General features: G+C 58.7%; 16 protein-coding genes and 1 pseudogene. 2 read left to right on the forward strand and 15 right to left on the reverse strand.

The genetic code is table 11. The features are described 5' to 3' along the window. The 15 genes and pseudogenes from SIC19_RS02240 to SIC19_RS02310 form a co-directional block, all read right to left on the reverse strand. Positions 1-1,005 (reverse strand): FecCD family ABC transporter permease, encoded by a 1,005-nt coding sequence (locus SIC19_RS02240; protein ID WP_127400871.1) that lies wholly within the window; start codon positions 1,003-1,005, stop codon positions 1-3. Then, positions 1,002-1,925, reverse strand: a complete 924-nt coding sequence (locus SIC19_RS02245; protein WP_228712229.1) for an ABC transporter substrate-binding protein — start codon at positions 1,923-1,925, stop codon at positions 1,002-1,004. Before SIC19_RS02245 ends, SIC19_RS02240 begins: the two co-directional genes overlap by 4 nt. Next, a complete protein-coding gene (locus SIC19_RS02250; RefSeq protein ID WP_127400870.1) occupies positions 1,925-4,033 on the reverse strand; it encodes a TonB-dependent receptor family protein in 2,109 nt (702 codons plus the stop codon). The genes SIC19_RS02245 and SIC19_RS02250 overlap by 1 nt, the downstream gene beginning before the upstream one ends. A 105-nt stretch (positions 4,034-4,138) precedes the next feature. After that, positions 4,139-5,335, reverse strand: coding sequence for a type III PLP-dependent enzyme (locus SIC19_RS02255; protein WP_041334594.1), 1,197 nt, complete (start codon positions 5,333-5,335; stop codon positions 4,139-4,141). Then, a complete protein-coding gene (locus SIC19_RS02260; RefSeq protein ID WP_127400869.1) occupies positions 5,328-7,178 on the reverse strand; it encodes an IucA/IucC family protein in 1,851 nt (616 codons plus the stop codon). The genes SIC19_RS02255 and SIC19_RS02260 overlap by 8 nt, the downstream gene beginning before the upstream one ends. Before the next feature lie 4 nt (positions 7,179-7,182). Beyond that, the gene (locus SIC19_RS02265) at positions 7,183-8,364 is read right to left on the reverse strand and encodes an MFS transporter (RefSeq protein WP_075194562.1); all 1,182 of its coding nucleotides are present in this window, start codon (positions 8,362-8,364) and stop codon (positions 7,183-7,185) included. Continuing rightward, positions 8,361-10,157 (reverse strand): IucA/IucC family protein, encoded by a 1,797-nt coding sequence (locus SIC19_RS02270; protein ID WP_075194561.1) that lies wholly within the window; start codon positions 10,155-10,157, stop codon positions 8,361-8,363. The genes SIC19_RS02265 and SIC19_RS02270 overlap by 4 nt, the downstream gene beginning before the upstream one ends. Next, the gene (locus tag SIC19_RS02275; protein ID WP_091642387.1) at positions 10,157-11,368 is read right to left on the reverse strand and encodes an ATP-grasp domain-containing protein; all 1,212 of its coding nucleotides are present in this window, start codon (positions 11,366-11,368) and stop codon (positions 10,157-10,159) included. The genes SIC19_RS02270 and SIC19_RS02275 overlap by 1 nt, the downstream gene beginning before the upstream one ends. Before the next feature lie 38 nt (positions 11,369-11,406). Next, the gene (locus SIC19_RS02280; protein WP_177190615.1) at positions 11,407-12,192 is read right to left on the reverse strand and encodes an HpcH/HpaI aldolase family protein; all 786 of its coding nucleotides are present in this window, start codon (positions 12,190-12,192) and stop codon (positions 11,407-11,409) included. Positions 12,193-12,394: 202 nt separating this feature from the next. Next, positions 12,395-12,562, reverse strand: a pseudogene (locus SIC19_RS02285) (ISNCY family transposase); the annotation flags it as partial. A gap of 73 nt (positions 12,563-12,635) precedes the next feature. After that, positions 12,636-13,034: a heavy metal-responsive transcriptional regulator gene (locus SIC19_RS02290; protein ID WP_052479502.1), complete on the reverse strand. Its 399-nt coding sequence runs from the start codon at positions 13,032-13,034 to the stop codon at positions 12,636-12,638. A gap of 159 nt (positions 13,035-13,193) precedes the next feature. Further along, positions 13,194-14,306, reverse strand: coding sequence for a permease (locus SIC19_RS02295; protein ID WP_075194558.1), 1,113 nt, complete (start codon positions 14,304-14,306; stop codon positions 13,194-13,196). 203 nt (positions 14,307-14,509) lie between these two features. Further along, positions 14,510-15,730, reverse strand: a complete 1,221-nt coding sequence (locus SIC19_RS02300; protein ID WP_075194557.1) for an MFS transporter — start codon at positions 15,728-15,730, stop codon at positions 14,510-14,512. 49 nt (positions 15,731-15,779) lie between these two features. Further along, positions 15,780-16,466, reverse strand: coding sequence for a DUF4396 domain-containing protein (locus tag SIC19_RS02305; RefSeq protein ID WP_228301257.1), 687 nt, complete (start codon positions 16,464-16,466; stop codon positions 15,780-15,782). A gap of 92 nt (positions 16,467-16,558) precedes the next feature. Continuing rightward, the gene (locus SIC19_RS02310; protein WP_075194555.1) at positions 16,559-17,137 is read right to left on the reverse strand and encodes a hypothetical protein; all 579 of its coding nucleotides are present in this window, start codon (positions 17,135-17,137) and stop codon (positions 16,559-16,561) included. A gap of 40 nt (positions 17,138-17,177) precedes the next feature. Here SIC19_RS02310 and SIC19_RS02315 point away from each other — a divergent pair, with 40 nt between their 5' ends. Continuing rightward, positions 17,178-17,378 (forward strand): MBL fold metallo-hydrolase, encoded by a 201-nt coding sequence (locus SIC19_RS02315; protein ID WP_075194554.1) that lies wholly within the window; start codon positions 17,178-17,180, stop codon positions 17,376-17,378. Between the two features lie 79 nt (positions 17,379-17,457). Further along, positions 17,458-17,592 (forward strand): hypothetical protein, encoded by a 135-nt coding sequence (locus SIC19_RS02320; protein ID WP_256713513.1) that lies wholly within the window; start codon positions 17,458-17,460, stop codon positions 17,590-17,592. Positions 17,593-17,704 lie beyond the last annotated feature (112 nt).

Genomic DNA, 17,704 nt, shown 5'->3' on the forward strand with positions numbered 1-17,704 from the left:
TTATGCGCTCCGGGGTGAGGTTCGCGAGTTAAGCAGATAGATCAGCCAAGGGGCCCCAATAAGGGCCGTCAGCATACCGACGGGTAGCTCCTGGGGAAAGGCCAGTTGCCGAGCCAGGATATCCGCTGCCAGCAACAACAACCCTCCAAACAGAGCGCTCAGGGGCAGCCAGTGCTGGATCTGGTTGCCGGCCAGCCGCCTGGCAATGTGCGGCGCTACTAGTCCAATAAACACGATCGGGCCGGTGAAGGCGACCAGCGCGGCGGCAAGCAGCAAAGCCAGCAGCAGAAAAATCAGTCGCCAGCGGCCGACCGACAGTCCCATGGCAAGCGCCAGATCATCATCAAGTTGCAGTAGGCGGAGGGGTCTCTGCATCGCAATCAGGGCACCGAGCGGAAGCAGCAGCCAGGGCAGCACCATCTGGAGCTGAAGCCAGCCCCGCCCCATCAGGCTACCCGCCAGCCAGTAATACAGTTCCGCCGCCTCCGCCCCGGAAACCAGTAAAAGGCCCGTGGTCAGTGCCGTGGCCAGCGACGTGACGGCGATGCCGGCGAGTACCACACGCTCGGGCTGAAGCTGACGGCGGCCAGCAATGGCAAACGTCAGAGCACCACCGAGCAGCCCCCCGGCAAGAGCCATCAGCGGCAGCCACAGTGCGCCCGGCGAACTCAGGGTTCGAAGCGACACCACCGCCAGGGCAGCAGAGGCAATCACGCCGGTGAGGCCGGGGGATGCCAGCGAATTCCGGGTAACGCCCTGCATGACAGCACCCGCAACCCCGAGGGCCGCCCCACCGAGAATACCGAGCAGATTGCGCGGCAGCCGCAGCTCCAGCACGGTGATGCGCGTCAGCAAGTCGCTGCTGCCGTCGATGGCTGACAGCAACAAGGTCGGCGACACCCATCGGGAGCCCGCCATCAGGCCAGCGAAGAACAGCAGCACGAGGAGAAATACCGTTGCCCCGTAGAGGCCCATCGGGCGTATGGCTGAATCGGAACCCGTCATTTGTCGGGTTCCGATGTCAGCAGCAGGCGCTGTATGTCATCCAGGATACGCTCACGGGCAATCGGACCGGCCCCTTCTTTCCAATAGTGCGGTACTTCGTAGACCTGGCCCGTGCGCACGGCCTTGAGATAGGGCCAGATGGGGTTCATCGTGAACGCGCGCTGACGGCTGGTGGGCAACAGCAGAATGGTATCCGGGTTAAGTTCCAGCAAGGCTTCAAGACTGATCCGGTAGCCCAGTGGGATGCCGCTGTCAGGATTCGGCGGCTGGCCCCCGACATTGTCGAAGCCCAGACGCTCCAGCAGCGCCGTCGGCAGAAAATGGTCGTAATAGACGAAGGGAGTTTCACTACCGCTGGTCAGCAGCGCCACTGTCTCGGCAGGCTTTGGTTTGTTGCGGTCCGCGAGTAATTGAACGCGATCAAGAAAGCGGGTGTTGAGTGCACTGGCTTTCGCCGGTGCACCCAGTGCCTGCCCCGCCAACTCAACCCCCCGCAGGCTGTCCTGGACGGTGATCAGGTCCAGGGCCAGCATCGGGGCGATGGCTTCGATCTGGTCACCGTCTTTCTCGGTATAACGGCGAATGGCGATGACAAGATCCGGCCGGACCGACGACAGTACCTCCAGGTTAGGCTGATGTCGGGGGCCGAGCCCCGTAACACCGTCTAACCGTGACGCCAGGTAGTCGGGCACGCCCTGAAGTCCGTAATCGGTGACGGCAACCGGCGGTATTTCCAGTGCCAGTGCGACATCGGCCCCAAAGGTCGAAATCGCAGCGGGCCGGGCCGCCGGTTCGGACAACCGCAGGGTTTCCCCGCGGTCATCCGTCAACCGGATAGTCTCATCCTGCGCCCATCCTGACGCAGGCGACAGCAAAACAACGAGCAGGATCGTTGCGATCCGGTTACGTAAGCAGGCCATCAGAAGTCGAGCTGTGCCTCAAGGATAAAGCTTCGACCCGGCTGGGGCACACGGCCGACCGGGCTGACGTCCACGCCCCGGAAGTAGTAATCTTCATCCAGCAGGTTGTTGACCGCCAGGCCAAGGTTCAGCACACGATCACCGCCAACCGCGAAATCGCGACCGACCCGGGCCGTAACCAGATGGTAATCCGGCAACTCACCGGCACTGCCATTGCTGGTTTCTTCTTCGGTGTTGTCCGCATCGCTGTAGCTTTCGCTGACGTACACCCAGTTCAGGCTGGTGTCCCAGGCCTGGTAGCTGTATGTCGCGTCAGCACTGACCTTATGGGTGGGCGCGTTGGGCAGCTCGTTGCCTTCGTTGTCACCGGACAGCTGTTCGGTGTCGAGGAAGGTATAGCCAAGGCCCAGTTCCCACTGGCTGTTGAGGTTCCAGCGGTTTGCCAGCTCGATACCCTGGTGGCGGGTTTCTCCCAGGTTCTCGAAACGACTGGTCGAACGGTTAAACTGAATCTGATCCTCGTAATCGATGCGGAACAGGGTTGCTGAAGACAGCAGGTCGGGTGTGACTTGCAGGCGGGCGCCCAGCTCGTGGTTCCACGAGGTTTCATTGGCAACCGCACCCTCTCGGGTGGTCTGGGCAATCTGTACCGGCACCAGAGAGCGCTGGCTGTTGGCAAAGACAAACAGATCATCAGACGCCTGGTAGCCTACGGTCAGGCCCGGCAACAACTCCTCAGCGCTGTTTTCCTCGGTGTTGCCACTGAGGTTGTCACGAAAGTCCATGTCGACATCTTCATAGCGCAGGCCCGGTGTCACCGTCAGGCGGTCATCCAGGAATGACACGGTATCACTGATGTAAAATGCCATGGCCCGGGTGTCCAGGTGCCAGTCGCGCGCCACGGAACGGTTACCGGAGGAAAATTCCAGGCGATTAACGTCGAACTCCACATCCTCGCTGACAAATCGTGCACCCAGGGTAATGTCGTGGCGGCCATGGCGAATAGCAAGTCGGGGCTCCGTGCCCAATACCGTGAACAAACGCGGTGAATCCGCAACATGGGTCGAATCCAGCCCCGGGTCCGCCCAGTGGCCAGTGCCGCTGAGGTTCTGGCCGAAGAAGAAGGTGCGGTCGGCATCGTGCACAAAGTTGCGCCACTGGAATTCCATGTTGTCGGCCGGCGTGTACGTCCAGGTGAAGGTGGCGCGGCTCATGTCCGCTTCGTAGCCGTCATGTGGGCGCTGGCTCTGGGTACGGTCCTGCTCATAGGCTTGCGGTGTCAGGGCGCCAGGCAGTTCGGCATCGACGCGGTAGTATTGCAATTGCGTGGCCAGTTCATGCTGGTCGTTCAGGTAATAGCGGGCGTCCAGAATCAGGTTATCCACTTCGGTATCGGAGTGATCGCGAAATCCGTCGCCACGCTGGACGTTGGCCTGGAACTGCAGGTCGAGCTTGTCGGTCGCCCGGCCGCCGACACGGTAATAGGTATCGGTAAAGACATTGCCGGTCTCTTCCGCAATGGTCACCCGCTCACGAAGGGTCTGGGAGGTTTCCGCCGGAATCGGTTTGGTGACGAAATTCACCACGCCGCCCACGTTGTTGGGGCCGTAATGAACGGAGGCGCCGCCCCGGACAATATCCACGACTTCCAGGCTCGGAAGTGTAACCGGGAAAAGCGACACGCCGACGTTGCTGTAGGGGCCGATGGCAATCGGGTAACCGTCCAGCAGAATCTGAAGCCGTTCACTGCGCAGCGGGTTCAGACCACGCACACCGATGTTGGGAAGGATGCCCGTGCCAGTTTCATCAAGCACCGTGAGCCCCGGAACCGGGCGCAAGGCGTCGTTCAGATTCAGCGCTCCGGTCGCCTGGAGCTGATCTTCCTCCACCACCGTTCGGGCCCCGGTATAGGTCTTCTCGGACTCTTCGGTCGGTGGACCAAGCCAGTCAGCGGTAACATTGAGGCCGGGTAGCTGAGTGGGCGCATCAGCCTGCTCCTGTGCCAAAGCGGACGCCGAGCCAGCCGCCAGAAACGACACGGGGAGCGTGGCTATAGCAACAGACAGTCGATGGCGGCGCAGTGGCGTTGAAACTTCGGACTTCGACATTGGATTCTCCAGCACGTATTATTAAATTTGATTGCGCATTTTACTGATAATAATTCGCATTTCAATTAAATTAGAATATTCCTTCCTCAAAATCTGCTTCCCGGACTACTCGATGAAATGTTCTTTTGGGTGGGGATGCATCAGAAACGCCTGATGGGAAATATTCCAGGCGTAGGCACCGGCGTAACGGAATACCACCAGATCGCCAACCCCGAGCGACTCGACATCAACCCGGCGGGCGAACACATCCTTGGGAGTACAAAGCTGGCCGACCAGGGTAACGGAATGATTGGCAACGACTGGGGCTGCAGCCTCCCTGTCGTGGGTGGGCAAAATGTCAAACGGATGATCGTGGGCCTGGGCCGCCGGAGTCCGGAAGTGGTGGGTGCCGCCCCTGCAGATGGCAAACCATTCCTCGCCGCATCGCTTAACGTCCAGAACTTCGCCAACATAAAAACCACAGGGAGCGGTTATGAAACGACCACACTCGAACCGGATTTTCCAGGCACGATCCGAGTAAGCCTGAAGCAATTCATCAAGGCCGGAACAAAACCCCGACCAGTCAAACTGCTGGTCGGGCCGGGTGTAATTTATCCCGATTCCGCCCCCGACATTTATCTCGGTAATGGTCAGGCCGTACCTGGCTTCCCACGCACGGACGGTTTCCAGATAGTGTGTTATTAACCCGAGGTGGCGTTTTTCATCCAGTTGATGCGACATCAGATGAAAGTGAAAGCCGCGCAGCCTGACTCTGTCCTGCCGCCCGAGCAACGCAAGTGCGTCTGGTATACAGGCTTCTTCCATGCCAAATGGAGTAGGCACACCGCCCATGGTAAGACGTGTAGAGGGTGTGTCTGCCAGTTCGAGATTGATCCTCAGAAGAATGTCCTGGTTAGCCTGCCTGCGGCCGGCAATGTCGCACAGACGCTGCAGTTCCAGCAGGCTTTCCACATGGATCAGTTCAACGTTCTGATCGATGGCCTTTTCCAGATCAGATGCCAGTTTGCCGGGACCACCATAAATCACAGGCGTGTCTGGAAAATGTCGGCGCACCCAGTCCAGCTCACCGCCAGACGCCACTTCGAAGCCATGTACAAAGGGCGCCAAAGCGCCGAGCACCGGTAAGGCGGGGTTCGCTTTGGCGGCATAGAACATCTCACAACCGGGCGGCAAACACTCGACGATGCCCTGCGCCCGGTGACGGAGCTCAGGCAGGTCATACACGTAGGCGCACAGCGGGTCACTGTCCTGGCCTTTCAGTTCCTTGATGGCTCGCTGAACGGAAACAGGTACTTCAGGCATTGCACTGCCCTCCCCTGCCGTCTACGGCTCGGGGCAGAGTCATCGCCAGCGGGTTTGGTACCCAGGTGTACTGCGACTCACGATCCGGACGCTTGAAAAGGCGGGTCATCAGGTTGCTTTTGTTCGGAATGGGCTCGCCGGCCAACAGCCTGCCCAGAACATCGGCCGCCCAGGGATCGTCGGTGCCTGCGAGCCAGTTGCGCACTTCACTGGCAAGCGCGTTCCACAACCGGAGTTCGATGTGGTTCTCCCCCCGGGAGAGGCAGGCCACGGCCTGGAACAGGTGGTTCACCAACAGACAGTACGCGATCCGCTTCCAGGCCTTGTCCTGGCTGTAATGAACGGACGCCAGCGTTTGTTCATCAAGGGTATCAGGCAGCCCTCCTGACCAGCGGCCCGGTACCAGTTTTGTTCCCTCCAGGTCACGAACAAAGACCTGAACGGGGTATCCCTCCCGAATACCAACCACCACGTTCTGAAGGTGTGGTTCGAAAACCACACCATGATGGAACAGCGACTCAAAGAGCGGAGGGATGAGTAAGGCGAGATACTGTTCAAACCATCGTATTCTGGCGTCCTGTTCGTTGACGCCGGTGGCGGCAGCCAGTGTTCCGGCGGCCTCCGTGGCCGGGCAGCGACCGAAGCGGTCGTCGCTGAACAGCGCGGCGGCCAGCACGGGTGTTACACCTGCGTCCAGATACTGTTCGAGGTTGTCCCGTAGAATAACGCCAAAACCCTCCGCGATGCTCCGGCGGTCAGGCTCGGGGTGATCGGCAAAATCAAGGGTCTGGTAGGCTGGCTCATACAGTAGACGGAATCCGCGCCACCGCGCCAGTGAAGGCGCAAGGTGAGCCTTGAGGGCTGCAGAGAGGGCAACGGCGCTTTCCAGTTCATAGACGGCATTTTTCCGAATGCAGTTGGTCAGCCGGACATGGGTTGAGAATTTCAGGAAATAGGGGCTGCCCGGTTGGTAAAGCGTTCGAACCGACGCTGTTGGGTAGAACCGTGGGCCGGCCTGCCCCAGTGGTAAGATCCGCCCTGAGCGGATAGCGCTGCAGACGATGGGCAGGCGCATGAGGTAGCGTGCCTGCCAGGGGTGCACAGGAATCGTGACCCATCCGTCGGGCAGGTCAAGCCCTACGCTCGCGTCTGACCCGAAGGCCGGCCCGGCAATGTCACCGCGGGTGCGAAGATCGCCCGGATGAACCGCGAAGTAACAGAGGGCAAACCCCGCGCCCATTTCCGGGGAGTATTGCAGGATATCCTCCGGGTCGAACCCTTCCCTGGATTTTGGTGCCGGGTGGTAACGGTGCCCGAAACTCAGGGATTGCTCAGACCAGCGGAAGGCGTCCAGCCCCTGCCCCCAATCGGCGGGAACGCGGGTGTATTCGAGAATGCTCCGCATGACGTTCCGGCTGAGAAGAATCTGCCGGTAGAGCTCGCTGTTGAAAGGCTCTTCGAAACGCTGCGACATTTTATGAAGCAGTATCCGGCCCAGTTCCTCGAGCCCCAGCACCCGCCATCCCCTGAGCGCAGACTTGTAGTATGGCGCAGACAGGTAGCGGTAGTTGCACGTTCGTGAGCCTCCTGCAACCAGAACCAGCAGGGAATCTTCGGAATCAGGGAAGCCGATGTGCAGCACACTGGCAGGCTCCAGCGCCAGGCGAACCCGAAGCCCCTGTGGCCAGGACCGGCTCCTTTCGCCGCCCTGAACAGACAGCTCCCCGGAGGGCTCGGCAATATCCCGGCAATAACAATTCAGCAGGGCCTCCATGCTGGCCTGATCCGCCTGATAGTCGCAGTGCTGATCCCTGAAATAATGATGTGAAGCTGTCAATGACATGACTCTATTCCTCCTTCAAGCGTTCATGATGGTCGATGGCGGGGGTGTTGGCCCGGTAGGAGCTCAGGGTGATGGTAAGAAGGGTCACCGCGGCGCCCAGCCAGAGTGGCGCGGTCTGGTTGCTCATACCCGCGGCGACACCCGCGAGTACACCGGCCGCGACACCGGCCCATTTACCGGCGCTGTCAAGGGCGCCAAAGCTTTGGCCCGCGTTTTCCGTTCGTGTGAGACGTGCGGTTTCGGCGTTGAGGGCAAAAAGACAGGTCGTCATGCCCAGCCCCATGACCAATCGTCCGGCGAGAATGGCGGCCGTTGTTCCGGCCGTCGCCTGAATAACGTAGGACAGTGCGAACAGTGTCAGGCCCGCGGGCAAGGTCCACGGGTTACCGAAAAACACGCTTCGTCGCAGCGGGCTGACCAGAATAATCAGGTAGATGGCATGAGGGAGGCTGTAGAGAACTCCGGCCATAGCGGCGGTACTACCCGTTCGTTCCTGGGTCCAGGGAATGAAGTAGGGAAAACTGGCCACCAGCGCGAAATTGAAACCGAAGTAAAGCAATCTCAACCGCAGCCAACTGGCGGATGCCGAAACCCTTTCACGGGAATGTTTCTGGTCACGAGGCCCACCCGAAACCGGGTCCGGGGGAGCGAGTTTCCATACCAGTAGTGCCGACAGAAGAGGCAGGATGGCCATATAGAGGTACAGACGCTGGGCTGGGACCCAGGTCATGAAGAAACCGAAAAGGATGGGCGCCAGTATCATGGCCGACCTGGCCGAGCCCTGCATCCAGTTCAGTGACTGGGTCAGGTTTTGACCGCGAGCAACGGTGGAAAGGTATGCGCTCGATGCGGCAAAGGTTCCACCCAGAAAGCCCTGAACCATCAGTGCCATGGCAAAGGTGACCACGCCCGGCGCCAATCCGGCGATTACGAAGGCCACGGCCAGACCAATCTGGGCCCGCAGCAGCGACCAGCGGCGGCCGAAACGGTCCGCTATTCTTCCCCAGAACGGCGCCGCCAACGCCGTGCAAACCGTCGGGATAATATAGAACCAGCCCACCCAAACGGTGTGTTCAACCGCAAATGTGTCGGTCAGGATCAGCCCAAAAAATGGTGGCATCCCCAGCGCCACCAAGGCCGCGGTAAAGTGGCTGAGCAGGATCACCGGCAGAACAGACTGGCTCATGACTCCTGCCCGAGAAAGTTTGGAGCCAGCTTGCCATAGAATTTATTGATGTCAGCGGCGCCGGTGCGGGACTTGCTTTCCAGGCTGCCTGCCCTGAGAAGATACTTGGTATAAAGCTGGCGATCCTCCAGCAGCACCTTGCGCGCTGGCTGAGTATTGACGCCCTCTTCGTCAAGCTGATCGAGGACGCTGATCACCTCCTCACGAAGCACCTTATACCAGTGGCCCCTTGATCCGAGCCCCCGTGCGGCCAGACCCTCAAGGATAACCGCCAGGTTCAGTTGCAGGGTTATGGTGGTAAACATCTGCGCCAGAGGTGTTTCATTATTGACCAGGATGCGTTGATCCCGGAGTTGCGCGACTTTTGACTCCATCGACGGCATCTGGCCGCATAGCCTGTCTGGCCACAGCCTGGGGGCGTCGTTGTCCTTGAAAAGCAGCTGCGGTGGCCGCCCCGGCGTGAGCAGCACCATGGAGTTCTGCTGGTTGGATTCCAGTGCAACGCCGTAGACAAGCCACAGTCGCAGGTGCACCGTCAGCGTTAAGGCAACGTACTGACGCACCCACTCCGTCAGGTTGCCACTATTGAACTCGTCCGCCATCATCTGTGCAACGCAGCGACCGTCCGGGCTGTCGGCTAACAGGGAGGCAACGGGCACAATCTGCTGCTGGTCAGAAAACCCGCAAAACCGGCGTACAATGCAGCCCAGCCAGGGCAGATCGCCAACGTGCAGGCCTGAGGATTCGTCGGTTACAGAAAAGGTCCCTTTAAGGACCGGGTCCTTGCCGGCTATCTCCTGCAGGATTTGCTGAACCGTATGACCATCATAAAGCGTGCTCGGTTTGACCGTTCGAATGTTCCGGTTGCCCAGTGTGCGAATGGTCAAAGGGACTTTCACGTGGACCTCCGGCGCTGCCTCAAGCTGGAGGGTTCGTACCGACAGTGTTGGCTGAACCCAAAGCGCAGGCGTTGGCGCACGGAGGACGCTGGCACCGATTTCTGTGTTCGACAGATAGTCACTCAGCGCGGTGTCCCAGAGATGAGGGTGCACCGGCAACAAGTGGTGGCTGTCAGCAAGCCGGTTATCCAGCCCTACCTCGCTGAAATCCGGCCAGCAACCCGGGAGCTCGCCCACCGCAGTGACTTCCGAGCCGGGGACGGCAAGCCACCGTAACCGGAAACGCGGGGCAAATTCAGGCGCGTACGCCGCCAGTGCCGCCTCATCAAAACCACTCTTGGCGCGGGCACTGGGGTAAAACGGATGATCGAGAAAAGCCGCGAGGCGATCGAAGTGGAGCAAGCGTTCGGATAGCCGGGGAAAATCCTTCCAGCTTTGCCCCTGATGGCGGATTTCGTCAAACCACCTGGACCGCTCCTCGTGGCAGAAGGAGGCGTGAGACTCCGCCGTTCTGCACTCATCGGCATAGACCTCCAACTGCCCCCCGGAGTCATCGTGTTCGTCCGCAGTGAGGCACGCCAAAACCTGTTCGTAGTGATTCACTTCTGACACGCTTCCGGCCTGGTCTGCGGACTGCCAGATGAGCGGGTCGCCACTCCACTGCCAACGCTGCATGAAGGTTGCGGGATTGACCGGCAACCACAGGATGCCCTGCGCCAGCGTCCACCGTAACCAGGTCGCCGGCGCTCCCGGTGAGCCAGGCACGCTGTCCACCCCAACTGCCTGAGAATCACTCTGGCAGCCGGCCACGTCCTCGCGGATCAGCGCATCGACCAGCCTCTGGGTCAGATACTGCCCGGGGTCTGTTGAAGACAGAGCGGTGTTCCTGGTCATCAGCCTATCTCCCACTCTGCTTCAAGGTCGGTGGCCCATTCGGCCAACGTATTCTTCACCCGGGAGGGATCGCTCGAAAACAACCGCAACACACCCAGGTAGTCCTTGTTTGAGTGGGTCAACCGGACGTCATCACCCACTTCCCTCAACGGCTCAAACTCGGCAATGCCGTCACCGCACGGCTCCCTGCGCTCAGGAGCTGAACGGCGAACCCGCCCGCTGGTAGAAGCACTGAGGTAGCGTATCTGCGCCGCCTGCGTGGGCGGGGATAATTCAAGAGGGTTGCCAACATGGGCCTGAAGGATGGCATGGAACAGTCCATGATTCGTCATGCGGTCAAGCAGGAATTCGCGGCCATCCCCCACCGTTCGGTAATTGATCTCGATAAGTCTTGGCCCATTGTCTGTTATCACAAATTCGGAATGGCAGGAGCCAAGGCCCACACCGAAGCGCCGTACCTGCCTGAACATCTCCTGAAGGTGAGGCCTTTCAGGCTGGTAAGGCACCCACGCCGCTTCAAGTTCGACAAAATGGGGAGGCTCGGAAAGCCGCACTTCAAATCCTCCGAGCGCAATCAGGCTGTTTCCGTCCCCAATGGTTTCCAGAGTGTGAACAGGGCCTGACAGAAACTCTTCCAGCAGCAGGGGTTGCCCGGGTTGTTCCTGCCAGAACTGATCACAGAACGATTGCAGTTGCGCAGCATTGTCCAGGCGCCTGACGTTGAGGCTGGCAACCCCCTCCCGGGGCTTGGCAATACACGGGAATGGAACGTCGTCGATCACCTTCCCCAGGGAGGTCTGATCATTCACAGCCCTGAACCAGCATGCGCCATCATCGAGCGCTTTCAGGTACTGGCGCATGGCTGCCTTGTTTTTTGCCCGGTAACAGGTTTGCCAGTCTTTGCCCGGCAGATTCAGGTAGGCTGCGGCCAGGGCAGTCACCGTCTGCAGGTGATCGCTGTTGGAAAACACGCCCACGGGGGCCGGGAGTTCTGAGAGAAGATCGAGAACAGACAGCGGATTAAATACATCACACTGGAGAATCTGTTCCGGATAGGCGGGAAGGCCCGGTTGACTGAAATAGTGGTGGTGAGTCGCCGCCTGGTCTGTCAGCAGGATCACTTTCAGCCCCATCGACCGGGCAGCTGGCAGGAATCCCCGATTCAGGGCTTCCGTTGGAACATGAGCAAGAAAAAGTACGGTATCGCGCATAGGAAAACTCTTGTCAGGCTTGAAGGAGAATGGTTGCCTCAGGGAGACGGCGGGCTCGACTCGGCACGGCAGGTCGCGAGGTGGGACTTGAGGTATTTAAAGAGCAGACTGCGGTCTTCTCCCAGGAGAAAGGCTCTTGCTCCCCACTCCTGCCATTCCGTTAATTGGTCAGGACTTCGGGGCAAAGCGCAAAATTCCACTGGACGCCCGCGGCAACTCGCTGCCAGTTCCGCGATGGCGTGATTGACAGACGAATGGAACGGATCACCCGGGCAGCCCAGTGATTGCGACAGATCGACCGCTCCCGGAAGCACCCAGTCAACACCGGGAACACCCAGGATGGCTTCGCGGTTGTCGATGCCTTCCTGATCCTCAATCATGAGCACAATGAGGACTTCCTGGTTGGCCTGCCTGAGGTAGTCTTTCAGCGGGAGGGTTCCGAAACCTGTTGTCCGGCCGCCGGTAATACCACGTTGCCCTGCCGGCGCGTAACGTGCCATCTGAACAACGTCACGCGCATCTTCGGCATTGCGGATACGGGGAACAACGATCCCCTGTGCACCACTGTCCAGAGCCCGGGCAATCGCAGCACGATCAACCCCCGGCACGCGCACCAGAGGTGTGACGGAGGCACACTCGGCGGCGCGAATCATGTGTTCGAGGGACTCCGGGTTCGTGGACATGTGCTCGGTGTCCAGTACGACAAAGTCATAGCCGGCATGGCCGATCATCTCTACCATCCATGGTGTTGGCACAGCGTTAAGTAGTCCATACGCCGAGCGGCCCTGGGCGACCTTCTGGCGCGTCTGGTTAACTGTCAGCACATAAACTCCGCAATCAATATAATTTAAATGTTAATCATTTTCATTCGTATTTAAAGATATATCGATTCTAAAATCAAGCGCTACGCGGATGACATCGGGGTAATGTGAAGGACTGCCATGTCGCCCAGAACCTGGCCTCAGGGGCCGCTAGCCCAACTCCGGGTAACAGGATCAGTGAATAGCATTGCCAGTAATCGTTTCATGGTGACCCCCTAAAGGTTCTATAGGTCACTGAATCCGACAAGTGAAAGGCCAGTTGTTCATAGCTGAAACCCAATTTCTGCCTTAATACCAGGCAGCACAGAACACTCCCTACGTTCAGACCGGTTCGCCCTGCGACCGATACCGAGGAATCGATCAGATCCGCTGCTGGGAATCGTCACAAGATTAACCGCAAGAGCGTGATCGTGCTGGGTGAGGATGGCAGGAGGAGCGCTTACGTATCAGGAGCCATATGCCCGTTCAAACGATTCGAGTATTGGGCAACCATCAGTACTTGCTCCACAAAGGTTGGTCAGCAAACGCAACTCATCTCGCAATGCTTCCAGCTCGGACAGGTGATGTTCAATCTCGGCCAACTTAAGACGAGCCAGTTTCTGTACATTGGGTCTCGCATTTTTGGAATTGTCCCGAAAGCTGAGAAGGCCAGCGATCTCATCCAGGCTGAAACCCATCTTTTGTGCCCGCTTAATAAATCGCAAACGGGAAAGATCCTTGTCGCTGTATAAGCGCGCACCACCGTTGTTGCGGTGAACCCCGGGCATCAGCCCGATTTTTTCATAGTAACGCAGGGTATCGGCGCTTATGGCCAACGCCTGCACGACCTGGCCAATTTTCATCATCTTTCAAATCCGGACTTAATCTTCGTTGAGTAAACAGAAGCGTACCACTATCAAGGGGTTCCCCCGCAGCGCTTCAATATTGAGGATGCTTGAATGACCATACTGCTTCAAATGCATTCGTGAGTGTCACTCTCACTACGAGGGTAAAAGCCAGCCCAACTAGCGGTTCGACGTTGGATACCTCAGCATCTGTAGAATAAAGGTACCAAGCAGTAAAAGCACTGTCATCACCAAGGTCAGGTCAAATTTAACCTCCAGAAAACTCATGAGCCCTTCGGCGCTGAGGCGTGGTGGAATCCAGCCAAGTTTGCTGAACAAAAGCTCCATGAGTACCGCGCTGCTTACCATCGTTACGAAAAAGACGATAAAGATGTAGATGGCGGCTTTCCAGCCAAAGAACTTCCTCCACAGATTCATGATCGGCACGGTGATCAGATCCGCGTAGATACAGGCGATCACCCCGGCGAACGACACCCCCGAGGCCCACAGGGCGGCGGCGAAGGGCACGTTGCCAATCGAGCCTATGAAGCTTGCCACGCCTGCCAGCACACCCATGACGGCGTTCTCACCGATGCCGACCAACCCGGTTGGTTCCAGGAACAATGTGGTCCAAAACGCCGGCGGTACGAGCGCGACGATGAACCCCGCGATCAGGAAACCGAACAGAGCGCTCTTGTAAATTTTGCCCAGAGTATGGAAATAATTGTGGGCGATGCGTCGCCAGCCATCGGTTGTCGTCAATTGCTTGCGCCAGTCGCCCTTCGCCGTGACATTCCGGGTGAAGGCCACCGGCGCTGGGTCTTCCCGGAATTGTTCACGAAGGCGGGTGCGTGCCTCTTCAAATAGCTGCTCGGGCAAGGTCAGTCGTACCAATACGTACATGATGCTGATCAGTAGAAAGCCACCCAGCAGCTCGGCCACCAAAAACGGCCAGCCCAATATGGCATAGATCAGAATGCCCAACTCGATGACCAGGTTGGTTGAAGCAAAGCTGAAGGCGAACGAGGCCTCTGCGGAGGCGCCCTTTTTGAACAGCGTCTGTGTGATGCTCAGAGCCCCGAAAGTGCAGGCGGAACTGGCCACACCGGCGGCCGTGGCCTTCCCCGTGCTCAACAGGTCGCGACCGCCCAGAATGCCCGCCAGTCGCTCCTGATCAATCAGAGTCTCAATCAGGGCGGTTATCAGTACGCCCAGCAGGATCGGCCACAGCGCCTTATAGAACAGGCCCAGACCAATCAATAAACCTTGCGTTAGTGAATCCAGTATAGACATTGCTCCTCCCTGGTCGCTGTCGGAACAGTTGAAGTGCGTTGAATTTCAAATCAGTAGCTGAATTTCACAAAAAATAGCTATCGGTGCGCTGCCACATGAGGTGTATAACAAGCCAGAATAGCCGCATGGAACATGGCGCTAAAATCCTGGAGCCTGGAGTCCGCTCAAGGTCAATGCCCGATCTATGCCAGCGAGCTATTTAGTCAGCGCCGTATTTTTGCTTCGCCCGGCATTTCGGAACGAAACAACCGGATCGAACCCAGGGCGAGTATCAATTCAATCGCCGCAAACAGCGCCAATGCGGTCCCGAAGCCAAAGCGCAGAACTTCGCCGAAAATCAGGCTGCCCAGGCCAAAACCCACGAACAGGGTAAACACGTTCAAACCCATCGCCTGGCCGGGCCGTTTGCCGCCGAGCGAGGTGACGATGCCGGCAAACAACGGCTGTGTCGCGTCATAGCCCAGCGATAGCAGCATCGCGATGATCGGCGCGAGAATCACCGGAAAATCGAACAGCAGGCCCGCTGCGGCCAACGCACTCAAGCCGAGCCCGATTGGCAACAATCGCGCGCGACCCCATCGGTCTGCAGCGCGGCCAATCAGCGGGCCAAACAACAAACCGGGCACCCCGTAGCCAAGCAATGCCAGACCGATGCCGACCGGCCCGAGACTGTAGCGTTGTTCAAGGTAAACACCCAGCCAGGTGAACACGCCGGAATGAAACATCGAGTTCACAAAAACATAGCCATAGGTGCGCTGGCCGCGTGCGGTGCTCAAAAGGCCCAAATAGCCGCGCATCAGGTCACCGAGTGTGCCGCCTACCGGCTGCATTGCGCCGGCGATCAGGCGCCGATAGGGTAAAAGCAGGAGCAGAACTATCCCCCCGGTTGCGCCGACAGCCAGGAAAAGCCCTCGCCAGCCGATAATGGGCACCAATATCGAGCCAAGCGGTGAGCCAAACGCCATACCGCCGGCCATAGCCGCAAATAACCAGCCTAGTGGCCGCCCGCGCTGCTCGTAAGGAAACAGCTGTCCGACAAGCACGAGCGCAAGCGGTACCACGCCGCTGGCCCCCAGTCCGGTCAGCACGCGCCATAGCGCCATCTGTTCGACGGATACGGCAGTGGCCGTGAGCGCTGTGAGGAGCGAGAACATCGCCAGGGACGCGAACATGACGCGCTGAACACCGAGCCGATCGGCCAGCAGGCCGAACACCAGGGTGGCGATGCCATAAGGAATCAAATACGCCGGCACTACAAAGCCCACGGTGTGTGCCGAAGTTGCGAATGCATCCGCGAGCGCCGGTATGATCGGCGCCACCATGTATGCCTGGAAAAAAATGAAGAATGTGGCGAGCGCGAGCATCCGCAGCAAACGCTCCCGTTCGTGATGAATGGTTACGCTCGCGAGGGAGTCATGTGACATGTAATTTCCTTTGAGAGTTCGATTGACGCTAGCGGACCAGGCCGGAAACCTATACCGACTCCGCCGGCGTCGTGACACCTCGCCCGAGCAGCCAGCGCACCATCGGGTAGGCGGTCATGAAACCCAGAAGCAACCCACCCCACATGACGAACCAGAACGCGATGGTGGTGGGCGGATAGCCCAGCACAAAGGCCACAATCAGCATCGTGACACCCATGCCGATATCGAACGCAATGATCGCTAGCGCGGATATTTTCAGCGCCACCCGCAGCCGCAGGCCAGCCGAACGGATCTGGCCCATCCGCGTCAGCGACCGGTATTCGAAGGCAATCAGCAACGGCAGTGCGAACGCGGCGATAAGCAGAATCATCGGCCAAACGCCTTTGCCAGCGATCGTGATTCCGGTACCCACCACGATCGGCACGGCGATCAGATGGCCGATGAACGATGCCGCGCCTCCGGGGATGGTTTCCAGGGCGGCCATCACGGCCAAGCCCTGGTCGGGCGCGGCGCCATGACGGTTTTGCCATCGCGCCGTGGCCGGGCGGCCCCAACGGTAATAGGCGACAAGCGCCAGCGGACCGGCGTAGATCGCAGTAATGGGCCACACCGCTTCCCAGCTGGTCATCGGCTGCCGGTAGCCGCCAAGATAAATGTCGGCGAGAATTATCAGCGCGCATAGCAACCCGATGCCGGTAACCGACCAGGCGAGTATCGTCAACCATAGGGGTATCATCACTGGAATCTCCTTTGTAACCGGTTCATTTGCCCAATTTGAGATGGTTCGCAGCCGCGACTGTCCATGCCGCGCTAGCGTTCATATCAAGGTCATTGGCCCGATGGCTGGGGGATTGCGCCCATCGACAGCCCACCAACCGGTATGATCAGATGTGCGTACGGGGTATTCGCCTTCATGACCCAGGGCGCTCCACTTTGCGGCGCAGTGGGAAATTGCTTTAGATCGGTCGGGTCGGGAACGATCACCATGACGTGCGGGGGCATCTGCATGCCGGTGTCTGTCGTCATGCCATGCAGCATGTAGGTGAGGCCGATACGATCAACCTGTGGTGTTTTACCCTGGAAGCGGGCTTTGAAATAGGCTCGGGACTGCGAATCCAGACAGGTTGGTGTGTCACCGGCCAGGCCTGCGAAGCGGCACACCCACTCGCCGCTGCCCTGTTGTAGAACCTTGCCCGCCCGGGAAAGCACGGTGGCATGTTTGGTAACCGATTCGGGGCCGGCGCTTAAAAGCGTCTGGATGACGGCTTCATCCGAATCTGCCTTGGGCTTTTTTTTGGGCTGGTCAGCCTCGTTCTGATTGGCAAGCGCGGGGGCTACAAGGCCCAGTCCTGAAAAGATGGCCACGGCAGCCACCAATAAACTTTGGTTTACAATATTGCGTTTCATAGCGCCTCTCCTGACCTGATCCGGACGGATCCTTTGCTGGTTGGATATCAACAATGTCACAGAAGCGTATTACTTGGAGCCAGCTCCAGGTCAAGCCTTTGTTTATTCGCGGGAACAGCAGGCCGTATTCACCGGCGATGTGTTGTTGATCCGCGGCAGCGGCCGGACTGACTTTCAGGGCGGCGACCCGCACAAAAGTTACGATTCGATCGTCAACAAACTGTTCCGTTTGCCTGACTAGACGCTGGTATATCCGGCCCATGAAAAACAACCGTGACACGGGCCCGCCCCAAGGCGGGCTGCATTAGAGGAGAATTTAAATGGATATCAAACAGCTTGATCAGAACTACAGCGTGACGGCGCAACCTGCCATTGCTGACATCGAAGAACTGGCAAGCGCGCCGTTCACTTATGGGCCCTTGCCAATGCAACTTTCTACCCTATCCCGGACCTGATCGGTAAAGCCGGGGCTGCAGGTTTTGATCTGGAACCCATGCGAAACAGTCTCGAAACCCTCAGGAATCGCAGTGATCGGCAATGACGACAAATACGCCGGGGATACGGGCA

The organism is Marinobacter sp. MIT930201, assembly GCF_047122665.1.
GTDB lineage: Bacteria > Pseudomonadota > Gammaproteobacteria > Pseudomonadales > Oleiphilaceae > Marinobacter > Marinobacter salarius.

Bases quoted from the DNA above. Each gene is read 5' to 3' on its own strand.
- SIC19_RS02265 (WP_075194562.1), bottom strand. From the start codon at position 8,364: ATGAGCCAGTCTGTTCTGCCGGTGATCCTGCTCAGCCACTTTACCGCG.
- SIC19_RS02310 (WP_075194555.1), bottom strand. From the start codon at position 17,137: ATGAAACGCAATATTGTAAACCAAAGTTTATTGGTGGCTGCCGTGGCC.
- SIC19_RS02240 (WP_127400871.1), bottom strand. From the start codon at position 1,005: ATGACGGGTTCCGATTCAGCCATACGCCCGATGGGCCTCTACGGGGCA.
- SIC19_RS02295 (WP_075194558.1), bottom strand. From the start codon at position 14,306: ATGTCTATACTGGATTCACTAACGCAAGGTTTATTGATTGGTCTGGGC.
- SIC19_RS02250 (WP_127400870.1), bottom strand. From the start codon at position 4,033: ATGTCGAAGTCCGAAGTTTCAACGCCACTGCGCCGCCATCGACTGTCT.
- SIC19_RS02305 (WP_228301257.1), bottom strand. From the start codon at position 16,466: ATGATACCCCTATGGTTGACGATACTCGCCTGGTCGGTTACCGGCATC.
- SIC19_RS02255 (WP_041334594.1), bottom strand. From the start codon at position 5,335: ATGCCTGAAGTACCTGTTTCCGTTCAGCGAGCCATCAAGGAACTGAAA.
- SIC19_RS02290 (WP_052479502.1), bottom strand. From the start codon at position 13,034: ATGATGAAAATTGGCCAGGTCGTGCAGGCGTTGGCCATAAGCGCCGAT.
- SIC19_RS02275 (WP_091642387.1), bottom strand. From the start codon at position 11,368: ATGCGCGATACCGTACTTTTTCTTGCTCATGTTCCAACGGAAGCCCTG.
- SIC19_RS02260 (WP_127400869.1), bottom strand. From the start codon at position 7,178: ATGTCATTGACAGCTTCACATCATTATTTCAGGGATCAGCACTGCGAC.
- SIC19_RS02320 (WP_256713513.1), top strand. From the start codon at position 17,458: ATGGATATCAAACAGCTTGATCAGAACTACAGCGTGACGGCGCAACCT.
- SIC19_RS02300 (WP_075194557.1), bottom strand. From the start codon at position 15,730: ATGTCACATGACTCCCTCGCGAGCGTAACCATTCATCACGAACGGGAG.
- SIC19_RS02270 (WP_075194561.1), bottom strand. From the start codon at position 10,157: ATGACCAGGAACACCGCTCTGTCTTCAACAGACCCCGGGCAGTATCTG.
- SIC19_RS02245 (WP_228712229.1), bottom strand. From the start codon at position 1,925: ATGGCCTGCTTACGTAACCGGATCGCAACGATCCTGCTCGTTGTTTTG.